This window comes from Klebsiella sp. S69 (assembly GCF_016516145.1).
Classification (GTDB): Bacteria; Pseudomonadota; Gammaproteobacteria; order Enterobacterales; family Enterobacteriaceae; genus Klebsiella; species Klebsiella oxytoca.
On record NZ_JACVUU010000005.1, the window covers coordinates 171,011 to 196,130 of the forward strand.

Annotated in this window: 19 protein-coding genes; 12 read left to right on the forward strand and 7 right to left on the reverse strand. The window is 53.4% G+C overall.

What is annotated here, in order from left to right; genetic code table 11:
* Window positions 1–97: 97 nt before the first annotated feature.
* Window positions 98–898 (reverse strand): vitamin B12 ABC transporter substrate-binding protein BtuF, encoded by an 801-nt coding sequence (btuF, locus tag IAE27_RS07160; protein ID WP_017144950.1) that lies wholly within the window; start codon window positions 896–898, stop codon window positions 98–100.
* Entirely contained in the window at window positions 891–1,589 is a 699-nt protein-coding gene (gene mtnN / locus IAE27_RS07165; RefSeq protein ID WP_004107960.1) for a 5'-methylthioadenosine/S-adenosylhomocysteine nucleosidase, read from the reverse strand. The genes btuF and mtnN overlap by 8 nt, the downstream gene beginning before the upstream one ends.
* Before the next feature lie 84 nt (window positions 1,590–1,673).
* Between mtnN and dgt the strand changes: the two genes are divergently transcribed.
* From dgt to cdaR, 3 genes are all read left to right on the forward strand, one after another.
* On the forward strand, window positions 1,674–3,188 hold the full coding sequence (dgt, locus tag IAE27_RS07170) for a dGTPase (RefSeq protein ID WP_070555878.1): 1,515 nt from the start codon (window positions 1,674–1,676) through the stop codon (window positions 3,186–3,188).
* Between the two features lie 134 nt (window positions 3,189–3,322).
* Window positions 3,323–4,762 carry a serine endoprotease DegP gene (gene degP, locus IAE27_RS07175; RefSeq protein ID WP_004107952.1) on the forward strand — a complete coding sequence of 480 codons (1,440 nt, stop codon included), beginning with the start codon at window positions 3,323–3,325 and terminating at the stop codon, window positions 4,760–4,762.
* A 190-nt stretch (window positions 4,763–4,952) separates the two neighbouring features.
* Complete coding sequence (gene cdaR, locus IAE27_RS07180) at window positions 4,953–6,110, forward strand: DNA-binding transcriptional regulator CdaR (RefSeq protein ID WP_004098741.1); 1,158 nt, start codon at window positions 4,953–4,955, stop codon at window positions 6,108–6,110.
* 37 nt (window positions 6,111–6,147) lie between these two features.
* Here cdaR and IAE27_RS07185 read toward each other — a convergent pair whose 3' ends face one another.
* From IAE27_RS07185 to map, 5 genes are all read right to left on the reverse strand, one after another.
* A complete protein-coding gene (locus IAE27_RS07185) occupies window positions 6,148–9,126 on the reverse strand; it encodes a putative mucin/carbohydrate-binding domain-containing protein (protein ID WP_200092181.1) in 2,979 nt (992 codons plus the stop codon).
* 186 nt (window positions 9,127–9,312) lie between these two features.
* On the reverse strand, window positions 9,313–9,702 hold the full coding sequence (locus tag IAE27_RS07190; protein WP_004098742.1) for a DUF3461 family protein: 390 nt from the start codon (window positions 9,700–9,702) through the stop codon (window positions 9,313–9,315).
* A 107-nt stretch (window positions 9,703–9,809) separates the two neighbouring features.
* Window positions 9,810–10,634 (reverse strand): 2,3,4,5-tetrahydropyridine-2,6-dicarboxylate N-succinyltransferase, encoded by an 825-nt coding sequence (gene dapD, locus IAE27_RS07195; protein ID WP_004107948.1) that lies wholly within the window; start codon window positions 10,632–10,634, stop codon window positions 9,810–9,812.
* A gap of 33 nt (window positions 10,635–10,667) precedes the next feature.
* Complete coding sequence (gene glnD / locus IAE27_RS07200) at window positions 10,668–13,331, reverse strand: bifunctional uridylyltransferase/uridylyl-removing protein GlnD (RefSeq protein WP_017144947.1); 2,664 nt, start codon at window positions 13,329–13,331, stop codon at window positions 10,668–10,670.
* 192 nt (window positions 13,332–13,523) lie between these two features.
* Window positions 13,524–14,318, reverse strand: coding sequence for a type I methionyl aminopeptidase (gene map, locus IAE27_RS07205; RefSeq protein ID WP_004107944.1), 795 nt, complete (start codon window positions 14,316–14,318; stop codon window positions 13,524–13,526).
* A gap of 323 nt (window positions 14,319–14,641) precedes the next feature.
* Between map and rpsB the strand changes: the two genes are divergently transcribed.
* From rpsB to bamA, 9 genes are all read left to right on the forward strand, one after another.
* On the forward strand, window positions 14,642–15,367 hold the full coding sequence (rpsB, locus tag IAE27_RS07210; protein ID WP_003856207.1) for a 30S ribosomal protein S2: 726 nt from the start codon (window positions 14,642–14,644) through the stop codon (window positions 15,365–15,367).
* 119 nt (window positions 15,368–15,486) lie between these two features.
* Window positions 15,487–16,338: a translation elongation factor Ts gene (gene tsf, locus IAE27_RS07215; protein WP_004098746.1), complete on the forward strand. Its 852-nt coding sequence runs from the start codon at window positions 15,487–15,489 to the stop codon at window positions 16,336–16,338.
* A gap of 146 nt (window positions 16,339–16,484) precedes the next feature.
* Window positions 16,485–17,210 carry a UMP kinase gene (gene pyrH, locus IAE27_RS07220; protein WP_004098747.1) on the forward strand — a complete coding sequence of 242 codons (726 nt, stop codon included), beginning with the start codon at window positions 16,485–16,487 and terminating at the stop codon, window positions 17,208–17,210.
* Between the two features lie 206 nt (window positions 17,211–17,416).
* Entirely contained in the window at window positions 17,417–17,974 is a 558-nt protein-coding gene (frr, locus tag IAE27_RS07225; protein ID WP_004107940.1) for a ribosome recycling factor, read from the forward strand.
* 225 nt (window positions 17,975–18,199) lie between these two features.
* Window positions 18,200–19,399 (forward strand): 1-deoxy-D-xylulose-5-phosphate reductoisomerase, encoded by a 1,200-nt coding sequence (ispC, locus tag IAE27_RS07230; RefSeq protein ID WP_105889725.1) that lies wholly within the window; start codon window positions 18,200–18,202, stop codon window positions 19,397–19,399.
* Between the two features lie 242 nt (window positions 19,400–19,641).
* Window positions 19,642–20,400 (forward strand): (2E,6E)-farnesyl-diphosphate-specific ditrans,polycis-undecaprenyl-diphosphate synthase, encoded by a 759-nt coding sequence (gene ispU, locus IAE27_RS07235; protein ID WP_004107935.1) that lies wholly within the window; start codon window positions 19,642–19,644, stop codon window positions 20,398–20,400.
* Window positions 20,401–20,412: 12 nt separating this feature from the next.
* The gene (gene cdsA / locus IAE27_RS07240) at window positions 20,413–21,270 is read left to right on the forward strand and encodes a phosphatidate cytidylyltransferase (protein WP_004107933.1); all 858 of its coding nucleotides are present in this window, start codon (window positions 20,413–20,415) and stop codon (window positions 21,268–21,270) included.
* 11 nt (window positions 21,271–21,281) lie between these two features.
* On the forward strand, window positions 21,282–22,634 hold the full coding sequence (rseP, locus tag IAE27_RS07245) for a sigma E protease regulator RseP (protein WP_004107932.1): 1,353 nt from the start codon (window positions 21,282–21,284) through the stop codon (window positions 22,632–22,634).
* A gap of 31 nt (window positions 22,635–22,665) precedes the next feature.
* Window positions 22,666–25,095, forward strand: a complete 2,430-nt coding sequence (bamA, locus tag IAE27_RS07250; protein WP_032728922.1) for an outer membrane protein assembly factor BamA — start codon at window positions 22,666–22,668, stop codon at window positions 25,093–25,095.
* The last annotated feature ends 25 nt before the right edge of the window (window positions 25,096–25,120 follow it).

Here is a 25,120-nt window from a genome sequence, read left to right on the forward strand (position 1 = left end):
CTACGTGTACGCTGCGGTTGTTCCTCGCTGTGTTCCAGACTGTCTGCAACAATAGCGCCTGGTGGGATAGGTTCTGAGCACCTGGGTTATCAGGTGATTATTTTACCTGTTCGAGCGCAGTACAGAGTTGTTTTGCGGCGAGGATAATACGTGGGCTCGCGCGTTCAAACCAGTCGCCATGTAGCGCAATAAAAGAAATTTTTAGCTGATTCTGCCAATAGCGCTCAACGGCGGGAAGTTTACTGGCATCGCCGGCGATAACGATAGCCTGCGGCTGCCTTGCCAGCACCTGTTCACGGCTAACCTGCGGCCAGGGAACCCGGCTGGCGGCAAAAATGTTTTCTCCCCCGCACAGCGTCAGAACCTGATCCTGAATCGAGCCTTTGCTGGTCGTAAAGAGAGGGTTGGCGCCGAACTGTAAAAAAACGCGTTTTTTCGGCACGTTGGCATAGCGGGCTTTCAGCTTCTGGTACTCACTTTGCATATTCTGCGCCGCCTGCTGCGCCTTTTCCGGCTGCGGGCTCCACTGCGCCAGCTGGCGAAGCGTCGCGATAATGTCTTCAATGGTCGACGTTTCGACCCAGATGACTTTTATCCCGAGCGAGCTTAGCTGATTGACCTGCCGCTCAGCGTTACCGCCGCGCCAGGCCAGCACCAGGTCGGGTTTGAGGGCGACGATACGTTCCAGATTCATCCCCTGCCAGCTGGAGACCTGCTCTATCTTTGCGGCTTCAGGGGGATAATCGGAATAACTGCTGACGCCAACTGGCGTAATGCCGGCGGCAAACGCCAGTTCTGTATTGGCGGGAGAGAGCGTCACCACCCGCGGCGCGGCGAAAAGCCACGCCGGGGCGAGCAGCAGCAGGGCGGCAAGCGCCGTTATAAACGACTTAGCCACGGGCCAGGTGCTGCACCAGGTTTTCCACCATCAGGGTGGATTGTTTCGCGGCAACGGCGAGAAACTCGTCGAAGCTGAGATGCGACTGCTGATCGGCAACATCGGAGATGGCGCGAACGACTACAAAAGGTACGCCATAGTTGTGGCAGACGTGCGCGATGGCCGTGGCTTCCATTTCTACCGCGACGGCCTGCGGGAAGTTGTGACGGATTTTTGCGAGACCAATGGAACCATTGATGAAAGCATCGCCGCTGACGATGAGCCCGCGTACCGCGTTAAGGTTGAGCGCTTTGATGCAGGTCTCTGCGGCGGCAATCAGCTTCTCATCGGCTTTGAAACCGGCCGGACAGCCCGGCAGCTGACCATACTCATAGCCAAACGCGGTAACATCCGCATCGTGATAGCGCGTTTCGTCGGAAACGACGATGTCGCCGACCTTCAGGGTTGATGCCAGACCGCCCGCAGAACCGGTGTTGATAATCACATCCGGCTTACAGTGTTCCATCAACAGGGTCGCGCCCATTGCGGCGGCAACTTTGCCGATACCCGATTTCAACAGAGCGACGTCAATACCCTGAAGCTGGCCGGTGTAGATTTCGCTGCCGCCGATAGTGATAGTCTGGCGGTTGTCGATTTTGTCGCGCAGAAGGGTAACTTCCTCTTCCATTGCGCCAATAATGCCGATTTTCATAGATTTACTCGCGATGTGTGGGTTTTAGCGGCATAGTCTATCATGCGCTTAGAAGGAAACGTTATTGCTCGCTCGGGGGAGATCATGGCTAAGATCGATTTTCGCAACAAGATTAACTGGCGTCGCCGCTACCGTTCACCGCAGGGCGTTGAGACGGAGCGAGAAATCCTGCGAATTTTCGAAAGCGATCGCGGGCGCATCATTAACTCGCCAGCGATCCGCCGGCTGCAGCAAAAAACTCAGGTTTTCCCGCTTGAGCGCAACGCTGCGGTGCGTACGCGGTTGACCCACTCCCTGGAAGTTCAGCAGGTGGGCCGCTATATCGCTAAAGAGGTGCTGAGCCGGCTGAAAGAGCAGAAGCTGCTCGAACGCTACGGGCTGGATGAGCTCACCGGGCCGTTTGAGAGCATTGTTGAAATGGCCTGCCTGATGCACGATATCGGCAATCCGCCATTTGGCCATTTTGGCGAGGCGGCAATTAACGATTGGTTCAGCCAGCGGCTTTTTCCCGGCGATGCGGCCAGCCAGCCGTTAACCGACGATCGCTGCGTGGTTGCGGCGTTGCGCCTGCAGGAAGGCGATAGCCAACTGAATGAGCTTCGCCGTAAGGTTCGCCAGGATTTGTGCTGGTTTGAGGGAAATGCGCAGGGCATTCGATTAGTGCATACGCTGATGCGAATGAATCTGACCTGGGCGCAGGTGGGCTGTATTTTAAAATATACCCGTCCGGCATGGTGGCGCGGGGAACCGCCGGCCAGCCACAATTATTTAATGAAGAAACCTGGTTATTATTTAGCCGAAGAAGGCTATGTTGCGAGGTTGCGTAAAGAACTGGATCTGGCTCCTTACAATCGATTCCCATTAACGTGGATTATGGAAGCCGCGGATGATATCTCATATTGCGTTGCCGACCTTGAGGATGCGGTAGAAAAACGCATCTTCAGCGTAGAGCAGCTTTATCAGCATCTCTATGACGCCTGGGGGGTTCACGAAAAAGGCTCCTTGTTTAATCAAGTTGTCGAAAACGCCTGGGAGAAATCGCGTGCGAATTCTCTGAGTCGCAGCACTGAAGATCAGTTTTTTATGTATTTACGGGTGAATACGCTCAATAGGCTGGTACCGTACGCGGCGCGTCGGTTTATTGATAACCTGGAGAAGATTTTCAGCGGCGATTTTAATCACGCGCTACTTGAAGACGATAGTGATTGCAGTCAGCTGCTTGAGCTATACAAAAATGTTGCGGTAAAACATGTGTTTAGCCATCCTGACGTTGAGCAGCTGGAACTGCAAGGTTATCGAGTGATTAGTGGTTTGTTAGATATATACCAGCCGTTGCTAAAATTATCGCTCGATGAGTTTAGTCTGCTGGTGGAAAAAGAGCGGGTGCGGAGTTTACCGATTGCTTCGCGTCTGTTCCAGAAACTTTCGACTCGCCATCGGCTGGCTTACGTCGAGGCCGTAAATAAGATTTCACGCAGTAATCCGGAATTTCCGGTGATGGAATATTATTATCGCTGTCGTCTCATTCAGGACTATATCAGCGGAATGACCGACTTGTATGCATGGGATGAATATCGTCGCCTGATGGCCGTAGAATAAGGCTGAGTTTTGTAAAGACGGACAATAAATTTTTACTTTTACCAAAACTTCATTCCGGAACTTCGCGCTATAAAATGACTCTGATAGTCACCTACACAGCAACTATTCGTTATCTGAAATCGAGATTGAAACATATGAAAAAAACCACGTTAGCAATGAGTGCCCTGGCTCTGAGTTTAGGTCTGGCGTTGTCCCCTCTCTCTGCGAGCGCGGCGGAAACAGCTTCTTCGGCAACTAATGCGCAGCAGATGCCAAGCCTGGCGCCGATGCTGGAAAAAGTGATGCCGTCGGTCGTGAGCATTAACGTTGAGGGGAGCACCACCGTTAATACGCCGCGGATGCCGCGAAACTTCCAGCAGTTCTTTGGCGATAATTCACCATTCTGCCAGGATGGTTCGCCGTTCCAGAGCTCTCCGTTCTGTCAGGGCGGCGGACAAGGCGGCGCGCCGGGCGGCAACGGCGGACAGCAGCAGAAATTTATGGCCCTCGGTTCCGGGGTCATCATTGATGCCGCTAAAGGCTATGTCGTCACCAACAACCACGTCGTGGATAACGCGACAACCATTAAAGTTCAGCTGAGCGATGGCCGTAAGTTCGACGCGAAAGTCGTCGGCAAAGACCCGCGTTCTGATATTGCGCTGATTCAAATTCAGGATCCGAAAAACCTGAGCGCGATTAAACTGGCGGACTCTGACGCTCTGCGCGTCGGCGATTACACCGTAGCGATCGGTAACCCGTTTGGTCTGGGCGAAACCGTGACCTCGGGGATCGTCTCCGCGTTAGGTCGTAGCGGCCTGAACGTTGAAAACTATGAGAACTTTATCCAGACCGATGCGGCCATTAACCGCGGTAACTCCGGCGGCGCGCTGGTTAACCTGAATGGCGAGCTGATCGGTATCAACACCGCGATTCTGGCGCCGGACGGCGGCAACATTGGTATCGGCTTCGCTATTCCGAGCAACATGGTGAAAAACCTTACCGATCAGATGGTTAAGTTTGGCCAGGTGAAGCGCGGTGAGCTGGGTATCATGGGTACCGAGCTGAATTCCGAGCTGGCGAAAGCAATGAAAGTTGATGCGCAGCGCGGCGCGTTCGTCAGCCAGGTCATGCCAAACTCGGCCGCCGCTAAGGCGGGCATTAAAGCCGGCGATGTGATTACCACGCTGAACGGTAAATCGATCAGCAGCTTCGCCGCTCTGCGTGCCCAGGTGGGTACCATGCCGATCGGCAGCAAAGTCGAGCTTGGCCTGCTGCGCGACGGTAAGCCGGTGACGGTGACCGTTGAGCTGCAGCAGAGCAACCAGAATCAGGTTGATTCCAGCACGATCTTCAACGGTATTGAAGGTGCGGAAATGAGCAACAAAGGCCAGGACAAAGGCGTCGTGGTGAGCAACGTGAAAGCGGGCACTCCGGCGGCGCAGATTGGCCTGAAAAAAGGCGATATCATCGTTGGCGCTAACCAGCAACCGGTGAAAAATATTGCCGACCTGCGCAAAATCTTTGATGCCAAGCCCTCTGTTCTGGCGCTGAACATTCAGCGCGGCGATGCGACTATTTATCTGCTGATGCAGTAATTCGTCGCCGTCTGCAAAGCCCCTTCTCTCCTTGCGGAGGGAAGGGGCTTTTTCTTTCTGCTGAGGGTTCCATTTTTGGTTCTGTGACATCTTCCACAACTCCATACTTCTCTCCCTGGCTTTGGGCAAATGCACAATGCGGCGTTTTGCCAACTCTTCTATGCTGGTAGCCTGCTCACGGGAGGGTTACATGGCTGGCTGGCATCTTGATACCAAAATGGCGCAGGATATCGTGGCGCGCACGATGCGCATCATTGATACCAATATTAACGTGATGGATGCCCGAGGGCGCATTATCGGCAGCGGTGACCGCGAGCGAATTGGTGAATTGCACGAAGGGGCGCTGCTGGTGCTTTCTCAGGGACGGGTTGTCGACATTGATGATGCCGTTGCCCGCCACCTGCACGGCGTGCGTCAGGGGATCAATCTGCCGCTGCGTCTGGAAGGGGAGATCGTTGGCGTAATCGGTCTGACCGGAGAACCGGAGTCGCTGCGCAAATACGGGGAACTGGTTTGTATGACCGCCGAGATGATGCTGGAACAATCGCGGCTGATGCATCTCCTGGCCCAGGATAGCCGTTTGCGTGAAGAGCTGGTCATGAACCTGATTCAGGCGGAAGAGAACACGCCGGCGCTGACTGAGTGGGCGCAGCGTCTGGGGATCGATCTCAATCAACCGCGCGTCGTGGCGATGATTGAAGTGGATAGCGGCCAGCTGGGCGTCGATAGCGCGATGGCGGAACTGCAGCAGCTGCAAACCGCGCTGACCACGCCGGATCGTAATAATCTGGTGGCCATTGTCTCGCTGACCGAGATGGTGGTGCTGAAGCCCGCGCTGAATGCCTTTGGGCGCTGGGATGCAGAAGATCACTGCAAACGCGTTGAGCAGCTAATTAGCCGGATGAAAGAGAATGGTCAGCTGCGTTTTCGCGTGGCGCTGGGCAATTTCTTTACCGGGCCGGGCAGCATTGCTCGCTCGTACCGCACCGCCCGAACCACGATGATGGTCGGCAAGCAGCGGATGCCCGAAAGCCGTAGCTATTTCTACCAGGATTTGATGCTGCCGGTCCTGCTGGATAGCCTGCGCGGTGGCTGGCAGGCCAATGAGCTGGCGCGCCCGCTGGTTCGCCTGAAGGCGATGGATAACAACGGCCTGCTGCGCCGTACTTTACAGGCCTGGTTTCGTCATAACGTGCAGCCGTTGGCGACCTCCAAAGCGCTATTTATCCATCGTAATACGCTGGAATATCGCTTGAACCGTATTTCTGAACTGACGGGGCTGGATTTGGGAAATTTTGACGATCGTCTGCTGCTGTATATTGCGCTCCAGCTGGATGAGCAGCGTTAAAAACACTCCCGCCGCAGGCGGGAGTGGGAATGGCGGATTACAGGTGCTGCAGTCCGCGGGCCGTGACTTGCCATGAGACGGTATTAGGCTGTGCCCAGGAATGACCATTTAACGGATTGATGATGACGGAGCGATCTCCGGCTTCGGCATGAAAGACTTCGATGATATAGCCCTCATCGAGTATTGCCGTATCTATATAATCGCCAAGCTGCGATGAGCCTTTAATGGACTGGCGATAAACCACCGAGCCGCGCGTATTGTAGACATTTACCGTGGCATAGGTCGTCGTAAATTGCTTATTCGGCACCCCAGGGCTGGCGGTAAAGGTCAGCGCGCCGCCGCCAATATCCATCTCCATCGTCGCGAAACGGGTATTATTTTCGCCGAGCAGCTGCCAGATGAAGAGATCGCCGTAAAGCTCTGTTGCCCCCTCCTCAGCATCAGGGGTTTCCTCATCCTGCTCTTCGGGTATAAGCGAACAGGTCGTCAGCCCATCCTTCACTACCCGCCAGCGGTTGTGTTGCTTCAGCGTAACTGCGCGATGAGTCGTATCATTGCAGGCGCTGGAGCGGAATGGCTCATCATGGAAAACCTCAATGATCATGTTTTCAGCGAGCGCGATAGTCTCGCTGTTTGCCAGGCTGTTGGTCGCTCCGGCATAGCTGCGGTGATAAACCACCGTTTCGTCTGCTCCGGTTACCGTAATGCTGGCATAGGTATGGGAAACATAATACGGGTGCGGCGCGCCGGTGCGCGTGGCGACCGTCATTGCGTGCTGCTGATTATCGATAACGATCTGGCAAAAATCTTTATTGCCTTGCCCTCTGAGATTGAGGGTAACGCTTTTGCCCGTCAGTTCGCCCGGTTCGCTATTATCCTGGGGCAGGACGTCGGCATACTCTTTGAGCAATTTGCTGCGCTGAGGCTCTTCCATACGAGAGAGCAGCAGCCAGAGATCGTTTTTACTTACGCTCTCTTCCTGCGCCAGCAGTGAAGGCTGGCTACGTATCGTCTGAGCGTTGTGCTCGAAAATAACCTGCAAGTCTTCCGCCGGATTATTGTCGAGGATAAAGTTATAAAGCCCATTATCATCAATGCGCATCAGCTGGAATTTCTCACCTGCGACCAGCGTTAAATATCCCGGGGAGGCTTTCAGTCGTCCCGGCTCGACGTGAGTAATATATAGGTGATAGTGAGGGCCGAAGGGAATAATCTCCTTACCGGTGGCGCAGTTTGTGCCGTTCATTTTGCGCTCAAATACCTTTTCTCCGCTGGCGGAAAGGACGCATACGCTAGCATAGAGCTTATCGGGATAGTAGCTATGCGGCGTGGCGCTGATAATATCCAGAATAAGCTGCTGCTTTTCGTTATCGACATCAAGGCGTGCAAATGGCGCATCGCCAAGACCTAAAAAGTCCATTCTCACGTTACGTGCTCTGGTATCGTTTTGCCGGACGTAATTAATGGAAGCGGCATTGGCACCTTCTTTTACGATGATATAGCTTCTGTCCGGACGATATTTCTGAGAACGGCCCTTCGGTGGATCGATCTGGTAAATGCCAACGGGAATGTCAGTTAGGGTCAAGGTTTCATCATCGACTATCAGTGAATAACGTGTGCCGCAATTGTCCTTGATAGTCAGTGTCCGACCGTAAATCTGTTCCGGCTGATCGATATTGAACGACAGGGATAGCGTACCCGTTTTGCTTAAGGTCGCCAGTTCGCTGTTATCCACCAGCCAGACGAAGGAGTCCAGCCCCAACTGCTGGCGTGCGATATCCCATTCGCTCTGCGGAAGTAGAAGATATAGTGGATAGAGCGGTATTGCCGCCAGCGCGGCGATATTTTCCTTGGTGATATTTTCCAGCGTGAAGCCACATAGCTCGATAAACGGAGTGACATCATACCCCGCGGCGGTAGCAATGGCGGTTGCCAGCATATCGATGAGTTGATGATCCGATGGCCGGAAGTTATCCCCATTGGCCAGTTCACGATAGTTCTGGTTGAAGGCGCGGAAGGCTGTAGTTCCTGCTTTGAGCAGCATCAGCATCAGGAATTGCAGACGTGGGCGCAGACCCCAGCTGGCGACCGGCGTCTGGTCTTGAATATAGTTCATCAGCTGCACTTCCTGCACGGCTTGCTGGCCATAGCTATAGAGCCAGCCATCAACATAGAGATGATTATCCTGGCTTAGCGTGAGCTGCTGGTAGAACGAGGCATAAATATTGTTCCACACTTCACTGACGGCCAGGGTGGTGTCCTGCATAAATTTGCCCTGATAGCCGTGGCCAATTTCGTGCAGGATAACCCACTGCGTGGCGACGTTATCCAGCCAGCCTTCGCCAATGGTTGCAGAGTTTTGTGCGCACCACCCTGAGCCATAATAAGCCAAACCAGTGCCATGTTTATCGGCCCGCACAAAGTAGCGGTTGGCGACATTTTTATTCCACGGCGCATCCGGTGTATCGCTCAGACCTGCCCACTCGTTATAGCATTTGAAAAGGTGGGTATAAAAGCGGTGCAGTGCCGGTAAGCCTGCTTTCATTGCGTTATCGCGGTCGGCATAGGGCAGCAGCAGGGTGATAACATCTAAATCAACCAGCGCGAATGACGATTTATTTTTCTCCCAACTGAGGAAAAATTCATCCTCGGCTTGGCCCGCTTTCCAGCTCGGTAGGGGTTTAGTTGCCGCAGGTTGCTGATAGACGATAGTGAACTCGCAGGGCTGGTCAGTAAACAGAGTATCGACAAAAGGGACGGTATCGACGGCTGCGCTGACTGTTTTCCAGCCTGTGGCCAGCGTGCAGGTGCTCTCTACCGCGGTATCATTGCAGAGCAGACGCAGCGTCGCATTGCCATTACTAATATCTGGCTGGCGAACTTGCAGCACCGTATTGGCGGGCAGAATAAAGCCCAGCGCCTGATGATCGTGTTTGCGTCCTTTTTGAAAACCTGCTCTATCCAGCCAGGGCGCAGATTGCAGGGTATAACATGTTTGTTCAATTTCCTGAGTCATAGTATGACCTCCTTTTTAGGTGGAAAATGAACATATATGTACTTATTTTATTATGTAATTCATGTGGATAACAAAGTGATATGAAATGAGATGAGAGACGAAAATCTGAGACTCGCTGAGTTCGCAGATGAGGTATGAGTGAGAGAAGAGAGGGGAAATAGGGCCAGACTCTGGCCCGTATCAGGCCTATTTATTTCGCGTCAGTTTTTCCAGATCGGATTCAATTTCGCTGATCTTATTCGTGACAACGCTTTCCAGATGGCGGAGGTCATCAAGGATCTTACGTTTCAGATCGATTTCAGTGCGATCGCGCTGACAGATTTGATCCAGCTCGTCGATGATATAGCGTAGGTTAGGGCTAATCTCCTGAACTTCTTTATAGCCCTGGCCCACGCCGTCGGCGACCACGGTTTTACGCTGACGCGGATATTTAAACTTGACGCTCTTGGCGAAGAACTCGCCTTTGTCCTTCTGAAAGTAGATTTTCAGAATATCGTTATTGGCTTCCTGCCGCAGGCTATAGCGATCGATTTCATCAGGATTGGTAATACCAAGACTTTTCAGATTATCGTACATAACGGTACCTTTGATATCATCGTAATCTTTGAATAATTAACGAAAAAATCCATCTTCGCCAGCTCAATATATAAAAAAAGCGGGATGCCTCCCGCTTTTTATACTGCTTAGTCGATAGTACGCAGAAGTTCGTTGATTCCGACCTTGCCGCGGGTTTTGGCATCAACTTTCTTCACGATGACCGCGCAGTACAGGCTGTACTTGCCATCTTTCGACGGCAGGTTGCCGGAGACGACAACGGAGCCTGCCGGCACGCGGCCGTAGAACACTTCACCGGTTTCGCGATCGTAAATTTTGGTGCTCTGGCCGAGATAGACGCCCATGGAGATTACGGAACCCTCTTCAACGATCACGCCTTCAACCACTTCAGAACGCGCGCCGATAAAGCAGTTATCTTCGATAATAGTAGGGTTAGCCTGCAGCGGCTCCAGCACGCCGCCGATGCCGACGCCGCCGGACAGGTGAACGTTTTTACCGATCTGCGCGCAGGAGCCGACGGTCGCCCAGGTATCAACCATGGTACCTTCGTCAACGTATGCGCCGATGTTCACATAGGACGGCATCAGAACCGTGTTGCGAGCGATAAACGCCCCCTGGCGAACGGCCGCTGGCGGAACGACGCGGAAGCCTTCTTTCTGAAAGCGCGCTTCATCATAATCCGCGAACTTCATTGGGACTTTATCGAAGTAGCGGCTCTCCGCACCATCGATAACCTGGTTATCGTTAATACGGAAAGAGAGCAGAACCGCTTTCTTCAGCCATTGATGGGTGACCCACTGGCCGTCGACTTTTTCAGCGACACGCAGCGCGCCGGAATCAAGCAGAGAAATCACCTGGTTAACCGCTTCGCGGGTTACGGTATCCACGTTTGCCGGCGTGATGTCGGCGCGACGCTCAAAGGCGGACTCAATAACGTTCTGTAATTGCTGCATTGTTTACTCTTTCCATTTACTTAAAAAAATACGTTACCCTTTATCGTTTGGATTGAGGGCCTCTGTCAACCGTTGTTGCACTTCTTGCTGCAGCTCATTATTAAGGGCACGCCGGTCTGCGGTGGCGATTATAAATAAATCTTCTACTCGCTCACCAATTGTCGTAATTCGCGCGCCGTGGAGCGAAATTCCGAGGTCGGCAAACACCTGACCAACGCGCGCTAACAGACCCGGCTGATCGAGAGCAATCAGTTCCAGAAAAGATTTGCGGTCGGTATGCGTCGGCAGGAAATTAACCTCCGTTGGGACGGAGAAATGCCTCAGTTTTGCCGCCTGACGGCGGGGAGCCGGCGGCTGCCAGCTGCGCTGGGTGATGGTCTGTTCCAGGCCCACGCGGATCATTTCGTGCCTGTCGGCGGAAAGCGGACTTCCGTCCGGCTCAAGAACAATAAAGGTATCCATCGCCATACCGTCGCGGGTAGTAAAGATCTGCGCATCGTGAACGCTAAGATTACGTCGATCCAGCTCGCCGCAAACGGCGGCAAAGAGATAAGGGCGGTCCGGACTCCAGATAAAAATCTCGGTGCCGCCGCGCGAGGCGTGGGAACTGAGCAGGATCATCGGCTTACTGAGATCGTGCTGCAGCAGATTGCGCGCATGCCAGGCGAGCTGGTTTGGCGTATGGCGCACGAAGTAGTTCGCGCGGCAGCGGTTCCATATTTGATGCAGCGCCTGTTCATTAATATTTTCCATTCGCAGCAGCGCCAGCGCCTGTAGCTGGTGATGACGCACCCGCTCGCGCATATCCGGCGTATTTTGCATTCCCCGGCGCAGCTGCTTTTCGGTGGCGAAATAGAGCTCGCGCAGCAGGCTTTGCTTCCAGCTATTCCACAGGTTTTCGTTGGTGGCGCAGATATCGGCAACGGTCAGGCAGACCAGATAGTGCAGACGATTCTCCGTCTGTACCTCTTCGGCAAACTGCTTGATCACTTCCGGATCCTGGATATCGCGGCGCTGGGCGGTGACCGACATCAGCAGATGATGGCGCACCAGCCAGGCGACCAGTTGGGTTTCGCGAGAGTTAAGACCGTGGAGCTCGGCGAATTTCAACACATCCTGCGCGCCGAGAATTGAATGGTCGCCGCCGCGCCCTTTGGCGATATCGTGGAAGAGGGCGGCGATAAAGATCAGCTCCGGATGCGTCAGGCGCGGCCACAGCTCAACGCACAGCGGGTGACGGCTGCGGATCTCTTCTTTGGCGAAGCTCTCCAGCTTGAGCAGTACGCGGATAGTGTGTTCATCGACGGTATAGGCGTGAAACAGGTCAAACTGCATCTGACCAACAATATGCGACCATTGCGGCATATAGGCCCACAGCACGCTATGGCGGTGCATCGGCAGCAGTCCCCGGCTAACCGCGCCCTGATGGCGCAGCATACTGAGGAACAGGGTCCGCGCTTCGGGAATATAGCAAAGCGGTTGCGTCAGATGGCGCCGGGCGTGGCGCAGATGGCGAAGCGTGGTGGAGTAGATACCGGTGATGCTGCTGTTGCGCACCATCATAAAGAACATGCGCAGAATCGCCTGCGGTTCGCGGATGAACAGCGTGTCGTCGCGCAGATCGATAAGCGTGCCGCGCAGCTGAAAATCATCATCAATCGGCCGCGGTTTCTCATCTTCGGTGAGCGCCAGAATCGCTTCTTCAAACAGCTGGATCAGCATTTGGTTCAGCTCGCTGACCCGACGAGTGACGCGGAAGAAATCCTTCATCATATGTTCGATCGGCTGGTTGCCTTCGCCTTCATAGCGCAGGCGACGGGCGACGCTGAATTGCCTGTCGAACAGCAGGCGGTTATCGTAGCGGTTGAGCTCAAGATGAAGCGCAAAACGAATCCGCCACAGCTGATGCAGGCATTCATTAAGCTCGTTGCGCTCGGCTTCGGTCAGGAAGCCGAAACCGACCATTTCATCAAGCGAGGTGGCGCCGAAATGGCGGCGCGCGATCCACTGCAGAGTATGAATATCGCGCAGGCCGCCGGGGCTGCTTTTCACATCCGGCTCCAGGTTATAGCTGGTTCCGTGATAGCGCTGATGGCGGACATTCTGTTCTTCAACTTTTGCCGCAAAGAATTTTTCCGATGGCCAGAAGCCGTCGCTGAAGATGTGTTTTTGCAGTTCAAGGAACAGCGCGACGTCGCCTATAAGCAGACGCGATTCGATCAAGTTGGTGGCGACGCTGAGGTCTGATAGCCCCTCAAGCAGGCACTCTTCGAGGGTGCGCACGCTGTGGCCAACTTCCAGTTTAATATCCCACAGCAGCGTCAGCAGCTCGCCGACCTTCTGGGCCTGCTCATCAGGCAGCTTTTTACGACTCAGGATAAGCAGATCGATATCTGACAGCGGGTGGAGTTCGCCGCGACCGTAACCGCCGACGGCGACCAGCGCGATGTCGTTAATTGACCCGAAACCGTACTCAATCCACAGTCGCTGGAGCAGCTGATCGATAAATTCGGTCCGCGCCTCAATCAACTTCTCTGCGACGATGCCCTGGTCAAAAGCCTCGCCCAGCCAGCGCTGGAAAGCGTCGATATGCGTCTTGATAGCCGCGCAGTTGAAATCACTCTGCGGCCAGCGGCCCGGATTAGCGGGCTGTCCGGCCAGGGAAGGGGAGACAGTATCAGATAAAGAGTTGCTCATCGCGCCACCATAAGAAAAAACTATCGCCCATAAAAAATCGCCGGGAGCGATTTTTAACGTCGCTTGCGGCGGCCCTTAGGGTGACGGGCAAGGATGCCCGTCATAAAAAATCGCCGGGAGCGATTTTTAACGTCGCTTGCGGCGGCCCACAGGGTGCTCGTCATAAAAAAGCCGGCTGGCGCCGGCTTTTCATCAATCGTTGTGCGAGATTATCGCCGGGATGGTGTCATCCTTGCGTAACGTCAGTATTTCACAGCCGTTGTCTGTCACCACAATAGTATGCTCATACTGCGCAGACAAGCTCCGGTCTTTGGTTTTTACCGTCCAGCCGTCTTTCATGCTGCGGATCTCTTTTTTGCCGGCGTTGACCATCGGCTCAATGGTAAAGGTCATGCCTGGCTTGAGCACCACGTTGGTTTCCGGAGAATCGTAGTGCAACACCTGCGGCTCTTCATGAAAACCGCGGCCGATACCGTGTCCGCAATACTCGCGCACCACGGAGAAACCTTCGGCTTCAACGTATTTCTGAATAGCTGCGCCGATGGTGCGCAGATTGATTCCCGGTTTGACCATTTTGAGGGCCAGATAGAGGCTTTCCTGGGTAATGCGGCACAGGCGCTCGCCAAGAATTGTCGGCTTGCCGACGATAAACATCTTTGACGTATCGCCGTGGAAATCATCTTTAATGACGGTGACGTCAATGTTGACGATATCGCCATCTTTCAGCAGCTTGCCGTCGTCCGGGATCCCGTGGCACACCACTTCATTAATAGAGATGCAGACGGATTTGGGAAAACCGTGATAGCCCAGGCAGGCAGAAACGGCTTTTTGCTCGTTAACGATGTAATCGTTGCAGATGCGGTCCAGTTCGCCGGTGCTGACGCCCGGTTTCACGTAGGGCTCGATCATTTCCAGCACTTCAGCGGCCAGGCGGCCGGCAACGCGCATTTTTTCGATGTCTTCAGATGTCTTGATAGAAATAGCCATGGATTGTGTCCAGCAGTGTCGATTTTTTCGACAATAATAGATTATGTCTGAGCAATGTTAACAGTCCGTGCGTCCTGCTGCCAAATTGAGAATCATTAACAGCACGCGACGTCAACAACAGTTGGTGTCCGGTCCTGTTTTGTGATATAAAGCGCGCCGGACTTCTGTTCCATTCTCAGATACACAAGATGGACTGAAGCGACAAATCTCACTTTGTGTAACAACACACACGTATCGGCACATATTCCGGGGTGCCCTTTGGGGTCGGTAATATGGGATACGTGGAGGCATAACCCCAACTTTTATCTATAGAGGTTTTAAACATGGCAACTGTTTCCATGCGCGACATGCTCAAGGCTGGTGTTCACTTTGGTCACCAGACCCGTTACTGGAACCCGAAAATGAAGCCTTTCATCTTCGGCGCGCGTAACAAAGTTCACATCATCAACCTTGAGAAAACTGTACCGATGTTCAACGAAGCGCTGGCTGAACTGAACAAGATCTCTTCTCGCAAAGGTAAAATCCTTTTCGTTGGTACTAAGCGCGCTGCAAGCGAAGCGGTAAAAGACGCTGCTAACAGCTGCGACCAGTTCTTCGTGAACCATCGCTGGCTGGGCGGTATGCTGACTAACTGGAAAACCGTTCGTCAGTCTATCAAACGTCTGAAAGACCTGGAAACTCAGTCCCAGGACGGTACTTTCGACAAGTTGACCAAGAAAGAAGCGCTGATGCGCACTCGTGAGCTGGACAAGCTGGAAAACAGCCTGGGCGGTATCAAAGACATGGGCGGCCTGCCGGACGCGCTGTTCGTTATCGACGCTGACCACGAGCACATCGCAATCAAAGAAGCAAACAACCTGGGTATTCCGGTATTTGCTATCGTTGATACTAACTCCGATCCGGACGGCGTTGACTTCGTTATCCCGGGTAACGACGACGCAATCCGTGCAGTTAGCCTGTACCTGAGCGCTGTTGCTGCTACCGTTCGTGAAGGCCGTTCTCAGGATCTGGCTTCTCAGGCGGAAGAAAGCTTCGTAGAAGCTGAATAATAAGGCATACCCTTATTTAGTACCGTGTATAAATAGGGGCCTCTTAGCGGCCCCTTTTTCACTTTCAAATCTGTCTGGTTCCTGGAACCGGGCAGATCACATCTCCCGAGGATTAAAGAATGGCTGAAATTACCGCATCCCTGGTAAAAGAGCTGCGCGAGCGTACTGGCGCAGGCATGATGGATTGCAAAAAAGCGCTGACTGAAGCGAACGGCGACATCGAGCTGGCAATCGAAAACATGCGTAAATCCGGTGCTATTAAAGCAGCGAAAAAAGCAGGCAACGTTGCAGCTGACGGCGTCATCATTACCAAAATCGACGGCACCTACGGCATCATTCTGGAAGTTAACTGCCAGACTGACTTCGTTGCTAAAGATGGTGGCTTCCAGGCATTTGCTAACAAAGTTCTGGATGCTGCAGTTGCTGGCAAAATCACCGACGTTGAAGTTCTGAAAGCACAGTTCGAAGAAGAACGCGTTGCGCTGGTTGCTAAAATCGGTGAGAACATCAACATCCGTCGCGTGTCTTCCCTGGAAGGCGAAGTACTGGGTTCTTACCAGCACGGTGCGCGTATCGGTGTTCTGGTTGCTGCTAAAGGCGCGAGCGAAGAGCTGGTTAAACAGCTGGCTATGCACATCGCTGCAAGCAAGCCTGAATTCGTTAAGCCGGAAGACGTTTCCGCTGAAGTGGTAGAAAAAGAGTACCAGGTTCAGCTGGATATCGCCATGCAGTCTGGCAAGCCGAAAGAAATCGCAGAGAAAATGGTTGAAGGCCGCATGAAGAAATTCACCGGCGAAGTTTCTCTGACCGGTCAGCCGTTCGTTATGGACCCGAGCAAATCTGTTGCTCAGCTGCTGAAAGAGCATAACGCTGACGTGACTGGCTTCATCCGCTTTGAAGTGGGCGAAGGCATTGAGAAAGTTGAGACTGACTTTGCAGCAGAAGTTGCTGCGATGTCCAAGCAGTCTTAATTTTCAAAAGGAGCCGCCTGAGGGCGGCTTCTTTTTGCGCCTAATGTGTAAATTCAGCCAACCGCTATAGTGGGCACGCTGAAAAGCGACGTACAATGTCGCCGGAATTAACTCATCTCATTCGTTGACAGTCTCAGGAAAGAAACATGGCTACCAATGCAAAACCCGTCTACAAACGTATTCTGCTTAAGTTAAGTGGCGAAGCTCTGCAAGGTTCAGAAGGCTTCGGTATTGATGCGAGCATACTTGACCGCATGGCTCAGGAAATTAAAGAACTGGTTGAGCTGGGTATTCAGGTTGGCGTAGTGATTGGTGGCGGTAACCTTTTCCGTGGTGCTGGTCTGGCGAAAGCAGGTATGAACCGCGTTGTGGGCGACCACATGGGCATGCTGGCAACGGTCATGAACGGCCTTGCAATGCGTGATGCACTTCATCGCGCCTATGTGAACGCCCGCCTGATGTCAGCGATTCCGCTGAACGGCGTGTGTGATAACTACAGCTGGGCAGAAGCAATTAGCCTGCTGCGTAACAACCGCGTAGTGATTCTTTCCGCGGGTACCGGTAACCCATTCTTTACTACCGATTCCGCTGCCTGCCTGCGCGGTATTGAAATTGAAGCCGATGTGGTGCTGAAAGCGACCAAAGTCGACGGTGTCTTTACCGCCGATCCGGCCAAGGATCCTTCTGCAACCATGTACGATCAGCTGACCTACAGCGAAGTGCTGGATAAAGAGCTGAAAGTGATGGATCTTGCTGCCTTTACCCTGGCCCGCGACCACAAATTGCCGATTCGCGTATTCAATATGAATAAGCCTGGCGCGCTGCGTCGCGTGGTGATGGGCGAAAAAGAAGGCACATTAATTACGGAGTAATTCCCGTCGGCGCCAAATACGGGTAATATTCGGCCTTACTTTTTCGGGTTTTTGACCCGATGGTTTTCAACATGCTCGGTGGACGGAATGCTGCGGCTGATTCCTCAGCCTGAAGGACGCTGAGCATAAACATGACTATACTTAGCTCACTTTTGCAGTGGGCGACCGTCTGGTCTGTCTGAGACAAGTTTTCAAGGATTCGTAACGTGATTAGCGATATCAGAAAAGATGCTGAAGTACGCATGGAGAAATGCGTCGAAGCGTTCAAAACCCAAATCAGCAAAATACGCACGGGTCGTGCTTCTCCCAGCCTGCTGGATGGCATTATCGTGGAATACTACGGCACGCCAACCCCGCTGCGCCAGCTGGCTAGCGTAACGGTAGAAGACTCCCGCACGCTGAAGATCAACGTTTTCGATCGCTCCATGAGCCCGGCCGTTGAAAAAGCGATTATGGCTTCCGACCTCGGTCTGAACCCAAGCTCCGCGGGAAGCGATATCCGCGTTCCGCTGCCACCGCTGACCGAAGAACGTCGTAAAGATCTGACCAAAATCGTGCGTGGTGAAGCTGAGCAGGCGCGCGTTGCCGTACGTAACGTTCGTCGCGATGCCAACGACAAAGTAAAAGCACTGCTGAAAGAGAAAGAGATCAGCGAAGATGACGATCGCCGTTCTCAGGAAGATGTGCAGAAAATGACTGATGCTGCTATCAAAAAAGTTGATGCGGCGCTGGCGGATAAAGAAGCGGAACTGATGCAGTTCTGATTCTCTGCCGACACGCGGGTCTGACCATCGACCTGCGTAAAATCTGAAACGCCGTACAGAAGACCGTACGCTCAATTTTCGGGATTGCGTTCAGACGGCTGGCCTTGTAGCCTTTGGCACCATGTCAAAGGCGCTGCGCCTCCGCTCTGCCATCCGATCATTGATGCACAAGGGTTTGCTGGCGGCGTTTTGCTTTTAATCCTGTCTACCTTTTCTGGACGCCTCATGAAGCAATTAACCGTTCTCGGTTCGACCGGTTCTATCGGCTGCAGCACGCTGGACGTGGTGCGCCATAATCCAGATAGTTTTTCTGTCACTGCGCTGGTCGCCGGGAAAAATGTCGACCGTATGGTTGAACAATGTCTGGAATTCTCCCCTCGTTACGCGGTAATGGATGATGCGCGCAGCGCTGAACTGCTGCGGTCAAAACTGCGCGAGCAGGGTAGCCGGACTGAGGTCATGAGCGGCCAGCAGGCTGCCGCGGAAGTGGCAGCGCTCGACGATGTTGACCAGGTCATGGCGGCGATTGTCGGCGCAGCGGGCCTGGTACCGACGCTTTCAGCTATTCGCGCGAGTAAAACGGTGCTGCTGGCGAACAAAGAGTCGCTGGTGACCTGCGGCCGTCTGTTTATGGAGGCCGTGCAGAGATACGGAGCGCGTTTGTTACCGGTAGATAGCGAGCACAATGCGATTTTTCAGAGTATGCCGGAAACAGTTCAACAGGATCTGGGGTACGCTGATTTAACCCAAAACGGCGTGTCGTCGATTCTGCTAACGGGCTCCGGTGGTCCTTTCCGCGAAACGGCGATTTCGGAACTGGCGGCGATGACCCCCGATCGGGCATGTAAGCATCCAAACTGGTCCATGGGGCGCAAGATTTCTGTCGACTCCGCCACCATGATGAACAAGGGGCTGGAGTATATCGAAGCCCGCTGGTTGTTTAATGCATCTGCGCAGCAGATGGAAGTTCTGATTCATCCGCAATCGGTGATTCATTCGATGGTGCGCTATCAGGATGGCAGCGTGCTGGCGCAGCTCGGCGAGCCGGATATGCGGACGCCGATTGCCCATACGATGGGCTGGCCAAAGCGTCTCAACTCAGGAGCAAAACCGTTGGATTTTTGTCAGCTGAGCAACCTGAGTTTCTCCGCGCCGGACTATGCGCGTTATCCCTGTCTGAAGCTGGCAATGGACGCGTTTGATGTGGGGCAGGCGGCGACAACCGCGCTGAATGCGGCAAACGAAGTCTCGGTCGCGGCATTCCTCAACGGTGATATTCGCTTTACCGATATTGCGGCAATCAATCAGTTGGTCTTGGATCAACAGACGCTAAATGAACCGCAAAGTATTGATGAAGTACTGGCTATTGACGCTATGGCCCGGGCAAGCGCAGGTCGGCTACTAGCGGCGCAGCGCAAATTCTGATACTCGTTGTGATATTTGTGGGCGCATGGCTTCGGTGATATAGTCTGCGCCATCCGATCGTTGCATTTTGGTGTGAAAGATTACGGTGGCCGTGGCAAGACACGGCTTTTTTGCGTAAAGCTTTTGGTTGTTCTCTGCGATTGGCCGTAGCTCCGGCACCGGATAAAAATGCGTATCCAGCGCTGACCGGTGGCCCGTGTTTAGTAGCTTAGCTAATCCTTATTATGGACTTAAAACGCGTTATGTTGTCTGCTAATCAAACTGTCAGCGAAATGTTGCCTGCGCATGGCTGTCGTCATGTCGCCATTATTATGGACGGCAACGGTCGCTGGGCTAAACGGCAAGGAAAAATCCGCGCCTTTGGCCATAAAGCCGGCGCGAAGTCTGTTCGTCGCGCCGTCTCATTCGCGGCTAATAATGGTATTGAAGCGTTGACGTTATACGCGTTCAGCAGTGAAAACTGGAATCGCCCGGCGCAGGAAGTCAGCGCGCTGATGGAGCTGTTTGTCTGGGCACTGGATAGCGAAGTAAAAAGTCTGCACAGGCACAATGTGCGCCTGCGTATCATCGGCGAGACCACGCGATTCAATGCGCGTTTACAGGAACGTATTCGCAAAGCGGAAGCGCTTACTGAGAACAACACCGGTTTGACTCTGAACATTGCCGCCAATTACGGCGGCCGCTGGGATATCGTTCAGGGCGTTCGTCATCTGGCCAAACAGGTACAAGACGGGTTACTCCAGCCCGAACAAATCACGGAAGAGATGCTGAGCCAGCAGGTATGCATGCATGAACTGGCTCCCGTAGATTTAGTTATTAGGACCGGGGGAGAGCACCGCATTAGTAACTTTTTGATTTGGCAAATTGCCTATGCCGAACTTTACTTTACGGATGTTCTTTGGCCCGATTTCGCTGAACAGGACTTTGAAGGTGCACTCCATGCCTTTGTTAATCGAGAGCGTCGTTTCGGCGGCACTGAGCCGGGTGGCAGCAATGCCTGATGGGGGTCACTTTTGCTGAAGTATCGCCTGATTTCTGCTTTCGTCTTAATCCCCGTCGTTATTGCGGCGCTTTTTCTATTGCCGCCTGCGGGCTTTGCCATCGTCACGCTGGTGGTCTGTATGCTCGCCGCGTGGGAGTGGGGGCAATTTAGCGGTTTCACTTCAACGACGCAGCGAGTCTGGCTGTCGGTGCTTTGCGGTCTGCTGCTGGCGCTGATGCTATTCCTGATGCCGGAATACCATTATGACGTTCATCAACCGCTGGTTGAGGGAGCGCTGTGGGCATCATTCGGCTGGTGGATAGTCGCGCTGCTTCTGGTTCTGACTTACCCCGCTTCTGCGGCCTTCTGGCGCAATTCAAAAACGCTCCGTCTGATATTCGGCATCCTGACCATTGTCCCGTTTTTTTGGGGCATGCTGGCGCTGCGAGCGTGGCATTACGCCGACGATCATTACAGCGGTGCGCTGTGGTTACTTTACGTGATGATTCTGGTCTGGGGCGCGGATTCCGGCGCCTATATGTTCGGGAAAATGTTCGGTAAGCATAAGCTGGCGCCGAAGGTTTCTCCGGGTAAAACCTGGCAGGGTTTTTTCGGCGGGCTGTTAACGGCTGCGGTTATCTCCTGGGCTTACGGCTGGTGGGCCCATCTGGACGTGACGCCGACGGTCCTGCTGGTGTGTTCGGTTGTGGCGGCCCTGGCCTCGGTACTGGGCGATCTGACCGAAAGCATGTTTAAACGCGAAGCTGGCATCAAAGATAGCGGAAATCTGATTCCCGGACACGGCGGTATCCTCGATCGTATCGATAGCCTGACGGCTGCGGTACCCGTGTTTGCTTGTCTACTCTTGTTGGTTTTCAGGACGATTTGACGGAAGGTTTTATGCTGAGCGTTCTCTGGAATTTGGCTGCTTTTATTATTGCGCTGGGCGTGCTGATCACCGTCCATGAGTTTGGCCATTTCTGGGTAGCTCGCCGCTGCGGTATCCGCGTTGAGCGTTTTTCTATTGGCTTTGGCAAAGCGCTGTGGCGCCGTTTTGATAAGCAGGGAACGGAATTTATTATCGCCCTTATCCCATTGGGCGGTTATGTCAAAATGCTCGATGAGCGCGTTGAGCCGGTGGCGCCCGAGATGCGCCACTGCGCGTTTAACAACAAAACCGTGGGTCAGCGTGCCGCGGTAATTGCCGCAGGGCCGATTGCCAACTTCCTTTTTGCCATTTTTGCCTGGTGGCTGGTCTTTATCATCGGTGTCCCCGGCGTGCGACCGGTCGTTGCCGATATCGCTCCTGACTCTATTGCCGCGCAAGCACAAATTGCAAAAGGAATGGAACTTAAAGCGATAGATGGCATCGAAACGCCTGATTGGGATGCAGTACGTATGGCGCTGGTGGCAAAGATTGGCGATCGGCAAACAATAGTTACCGTCGCCCCTTTCGGGACCAATCAACGCCAGGATAAAATCCTCGATCTGCAGCGTTGGGCGTTTGAGCCGGATAAACAAGATCCGGTTGCTTCGTTAGGCATTCAGCCCCGCAGCGCGCAGATTGATACCGTCCTGGCTGAAGTACAATCTAACTCGGCGGCGCAGAAGGCGGGTTTGCAAGCGGGCGACAGGATCGTTAAAGTCGATGGTCAACCGTTAACGCAGTGGATGACGTTTGTTAATCTGGTGCGTGATAATCCGGGTAAGGCGTTAGTTCTGGACATCGAGCGGCAGGGTAGCCCCCTGTCGGTAACCTTGACGCCGGATACGAAGTCTACCAAAGGTAAAGCTGAGGGGTTTGCAGGGGTCGTACCTAAGGTCATCCCGCTGCCTGATGAATATAAGACAGTGCGTCAGTACGGGCCGTTTGCCGCCATCGCTGAAGCCACGGATAAAACCTGGCAGCTGATGTCGTTAACGGTCAAGATGCTGGGCAAATTGATAACCGGTGATGTCAAACTGAACAACCTCAGCGGGCCGATTTCTATCGCCCAGGGGGCTGGGATGTCAGCGGAGTTTGGGCTGATTTATTATCTGATGTTTCTTGCGCTCATCAGCGTGAACCTCGGAATAATCAACCTGTTCCCGCTTCCCGTTCTTGACGGGGGACATCTGCTGTTTTTGGCGATTGAAAAGCTGAAAGGCGGACCGGTATCCGAGCGAGTTCAAGACTTTAGTTATCGCATTGGCTCAATATTGCTGGTGCTGTTAATGGGGCTTGCACTTTTCAATGATTTCTCTCGGTTGTAAGAGAGTTTGTTAGGAAGAACGCATAATAACGATGGCGATGAAAAAGTTGCTCATAGCGTCGCTGCTGTTTAGCAGCGCAACCGTATACGGTGCTGACGGGTTCGTGGTGAAGGACATTCATTTCGAAGGCCTTCAGCGTGTCGCTGTTGGTGCGGCCCTCCTCAGTATGCCAGTGCGTCCTGGCGATACCGTAACCGATGATGATATCAGTAATACCATCCGCGCCCTGTTTGCCACCGGCAACTTTGAGGACGTTCGCGTTCTGCGCGATGGTGATACCCTGCTGGTGCAGGTGAAAGAGCGTCCAACGATTGCCAGCATCACTTTCTCCGGCAACAAGTCGGTTAAAGATGACATGCTCAAGCAAAACCTTGAGGCATCCGGCGTACGCGTAGGGGAATCTCTCGATCGCACCACGCTTGCTGATATCGAAAAGGGGCTGGAGGATTTCTACTATAGCGTCGGTAAGTATAGCGCCAGCGTTAAAGCTGTCGTGACGCCGCTGCCGCGTAACCGTGTCGACCTGAAACTGGTATTCCAGGAAGGCGTCTCAGCGAAAATCCAGCAGATCAATATCGTCGGCAATCATGCATTCAGCACCGATGAACTGATTTCTACCTTCCAGCTGCGCGATGAAGTGCCGTGGTGGAACGTGGTCGGCGATCGCAAATATCAGAAACAGAAGCTGGCGGGAGATCTCGAAACGCTGCGCAGCTACTATCTGGATCGCGGCTATGCTCGTTTCAACATTGACTCCACGCAGGTTAGCCTGACTCCGGATAAAAAAGGGATCTACATCACCATCAACATTACCGAAGGCGATCAGTACAAGCTTTCTGGCGTGCAGGTGACGGGAGACCTGGCAGGGCATTCGGCAGAAATTGAAGCGCTGACTAAAGTCGAGCCGGGCGAGCTGTATAACGGCACCAAAGTGACCAAAATGGAGAATGACATTAAGAAACTCCTTGGTCGCTACGGCTACGCCTATCCGCGCGTTCAGTCCCAGCCGGAAATCAACGATAGTGATAAGACCGTGAAGCTGCACGTAAACGTCGATGCGGGTAACCGCTACTACGTGCGTAAAATTCGCTTCGAAGGCAACGATACCTCGAAAGATGCCGTTCTGCGTCGCGAAATGCGTCAGATGGAAGGTGCCTGGCTGGGCAGCGACCTGGTCGACCAGGGGAAAGATCGTCTGAATCGTCTGGGCTACTTTGAAACGGTTGATACCGATACGCAGCGCGTGCCGGGCAGCCCGGATCAGGTTGACGTGGTCTATAAAGTTAAAGAACGCAATACCGGTAGCTTTAACTTTGGCGTGGGTTACGGTACGGAAAGCGGCGTAAGCTTCCAGGCCGGCGTTCAGCAGGATAACTGGCTCGGTACCGGCTATTCTGTGGGAATTAACGGCACCAAAAACGATTACCAGACCTATACTGAACTGTCGGTGACGAACCCGTACTTTACCGTGGATGGCGTCAGCCTCGGCGGTCGTGTCTTCTATAACGACTTCGATGCTAACGATGCGGATCTGTCTGACTATACCAACAAGAGCTATGGTACAGATATTACGCTGGGCTTCCCGGTCAACGAGTACAACACGCTGCGCGCGGGCCTTGGCTATGTGCATAACAAGCTGTCCAATATGCAGCCTCAAGTATCCATGTGGCGTTACCTGAATTCGATGGGACAGTATCCGGACAACACGAACGACAGAAACTCGTTCAGTGCTGACGACTTCACCTTCAACTACGGCTGGACGTATAACAAGCTCGACCGGGGCTTCTTCCCGACCGAAGGTTCACGCGTCAACCTGAACGGTAAAGTGACGATTCCGGGTTCGGATAACGAATACTACAAAGCGACGCTGGATACCGCGACTTATGTCCCGATCGATGACGATCATAAATGGGTCATGTTGGGTCGAACCCGCTTTGGTTATGGTGATGGTCTGGGCGGCAAAGAGATGCCGTTCTATGAGAACTTCTATGCCGGTGGTTCAAGCACCGTGCGTGGCTTCCAGTCCAACACTATCGGTCCGAAGGCAGTGTATTTCCCGGCCAGCAGCCGTCATGACGATGATGACAGCTACGATAACGAATGTAAGAGCAGCGAGTCTGCACCGTGTAAATCTGATGATGCGGTGGGCGGTAACGCCATGGCGGTGGCTAGCCTTGAGCTGATTACCCCAACGCCGTTTATCAGCGATAAATATGCCAACTCGGTCCGTACTTCCTTCTTCTGGGATATGGGTACCGTGTGGGATACGAATTGGGATTCAAGCGCTTATGGCGGTTACCCGGACTATAGCGATCCGAGCAATATCCGTATGTCTGCGGGTATCGCGGTGCAGTGGATGTCGCCGTTAGGACCGTTGGTATTCTCCTACGCTCAGCCGTTTAAAAAGTACGATGGAGACAAAGCTGAACAGTTCCAGTTTAACATCGGTAAAACCTGGTAATTGTGTTGGCTACAATGGAATGTAA

What these genes read in the sequence shown, in the direction of transcription:
- tsf (WP_004098746.1), top strand. Translation starts at nt 15,487, where the DNA reads ATGGCTGAAATTACCGCATCCCTGGTAAAAGAGCTGCGCGAGCGTACT.
- mtnN (WP_004107960.1), bottom strand. Translation starts at nt 1,589, where the DNA reads ATGAAAATCGGCATTATTGGCGCAATGGAAGAGGAAGTTACCCTTCTG.
- pyrH (WP_004098747.1), top strand. Translation starts at nt 16,485, where the DNA reads ATGGCTACCAATGCAAAACCCGTCTACAAACGTATTCTGCTTAAGTTA.
- cdaR (WP_004098741.1), top strand. Translation starts at nt 4,953, where the DNA reads ATGGCTGGCTGGCATCTTGATACCAAAATGGCGCAGGATATCGTGGCG.
- dapD (WP_004107948.1), bottom strand. Translation starts at nt 10,634, where the DNA reads ATGCAGCAATTACAGAACGTTATTGAGTCCGCCTTTGAGCGTCGCGCC.
- IAE27_RS07185 (WP_200092181.1), bottom strand. Translation starts at nt 9,126, where the DNA reads ATGACTCAGGAAATTGAACAAACATGTTATACCCTGCAATCTGCGCCC.
- ispU (WP_004107935.1), top strand. Translation starts at nt 19,642, where the DNA reads ATGTTGTCTGCTAATCAAACTGTCAGCGAAATGTTGCCTGCGCATGGC.
- dgt (WP_070555878.1), top strand. Translation starts at nt 1,674, where the DNA reads ATGGCTAAGATCGATTTTCGCAACAAGATTAACTGGCGTCGCCGCTAC.
- rpsB (WP_003856207.1), top strand. Translation starts at nt 14,642, where the DNA reads ATGGCAACTGTTTCCATGCGCGACATGCTCAAGGCTGGTGTTCACTTT.
- bamA (WP_032728922.1), top strand. Translation starts at nt 22,666, where the DNA reads ATGGCGATGAAAAAGTTGCTCATAGCGTCGCTGCTGTTTAGCAGCGCA.
- ispC (WP_105889725.1), top strand. Translation starts at nt 18,200, where the DNA reads ATGAAGCAATTAACCGTTCTCGGTTCGACCGGTTCTATCGGCTGCAGC.
- degP (WP_004107952.1), top strand. Translation starts at nt 3,323, where the DNA reads ATGAAAAAAACCACGTTAGCAATGAGTGCCCTGGCTCTGAGTTTAGGT.
- rseP (WP_004107932.1), top strand. Translation starts at nt 21,282, where the DNA reads ATGCTGAGCGTTCTCTGGAATTTGGCTGCTTTTATTATTGCGCTGGGC.
- IAE27_RS07190 (WP_004098742.1), bottom strand. Translation starts at nt 9,702, where the DNA reads ATGTACGATAATCTGAAAAGTCTTGGTATTACCAATCCTGATGAAATC.
- map (WP_004107944.1), bottom strand. Translation starts at nt 14,318, where the DNA reads ATGGCTATTTCTATCAAGACATCTGAAGACATCGAAAAAATGCGCGTT.
- glnD (WP_017144947.1), bottom strand. Translation starts at nt 13,331, where the DNA reads ATGAGCAACTCTTTATCTGATACTGTCTCCCCTTCCCTGGCCGGACAG.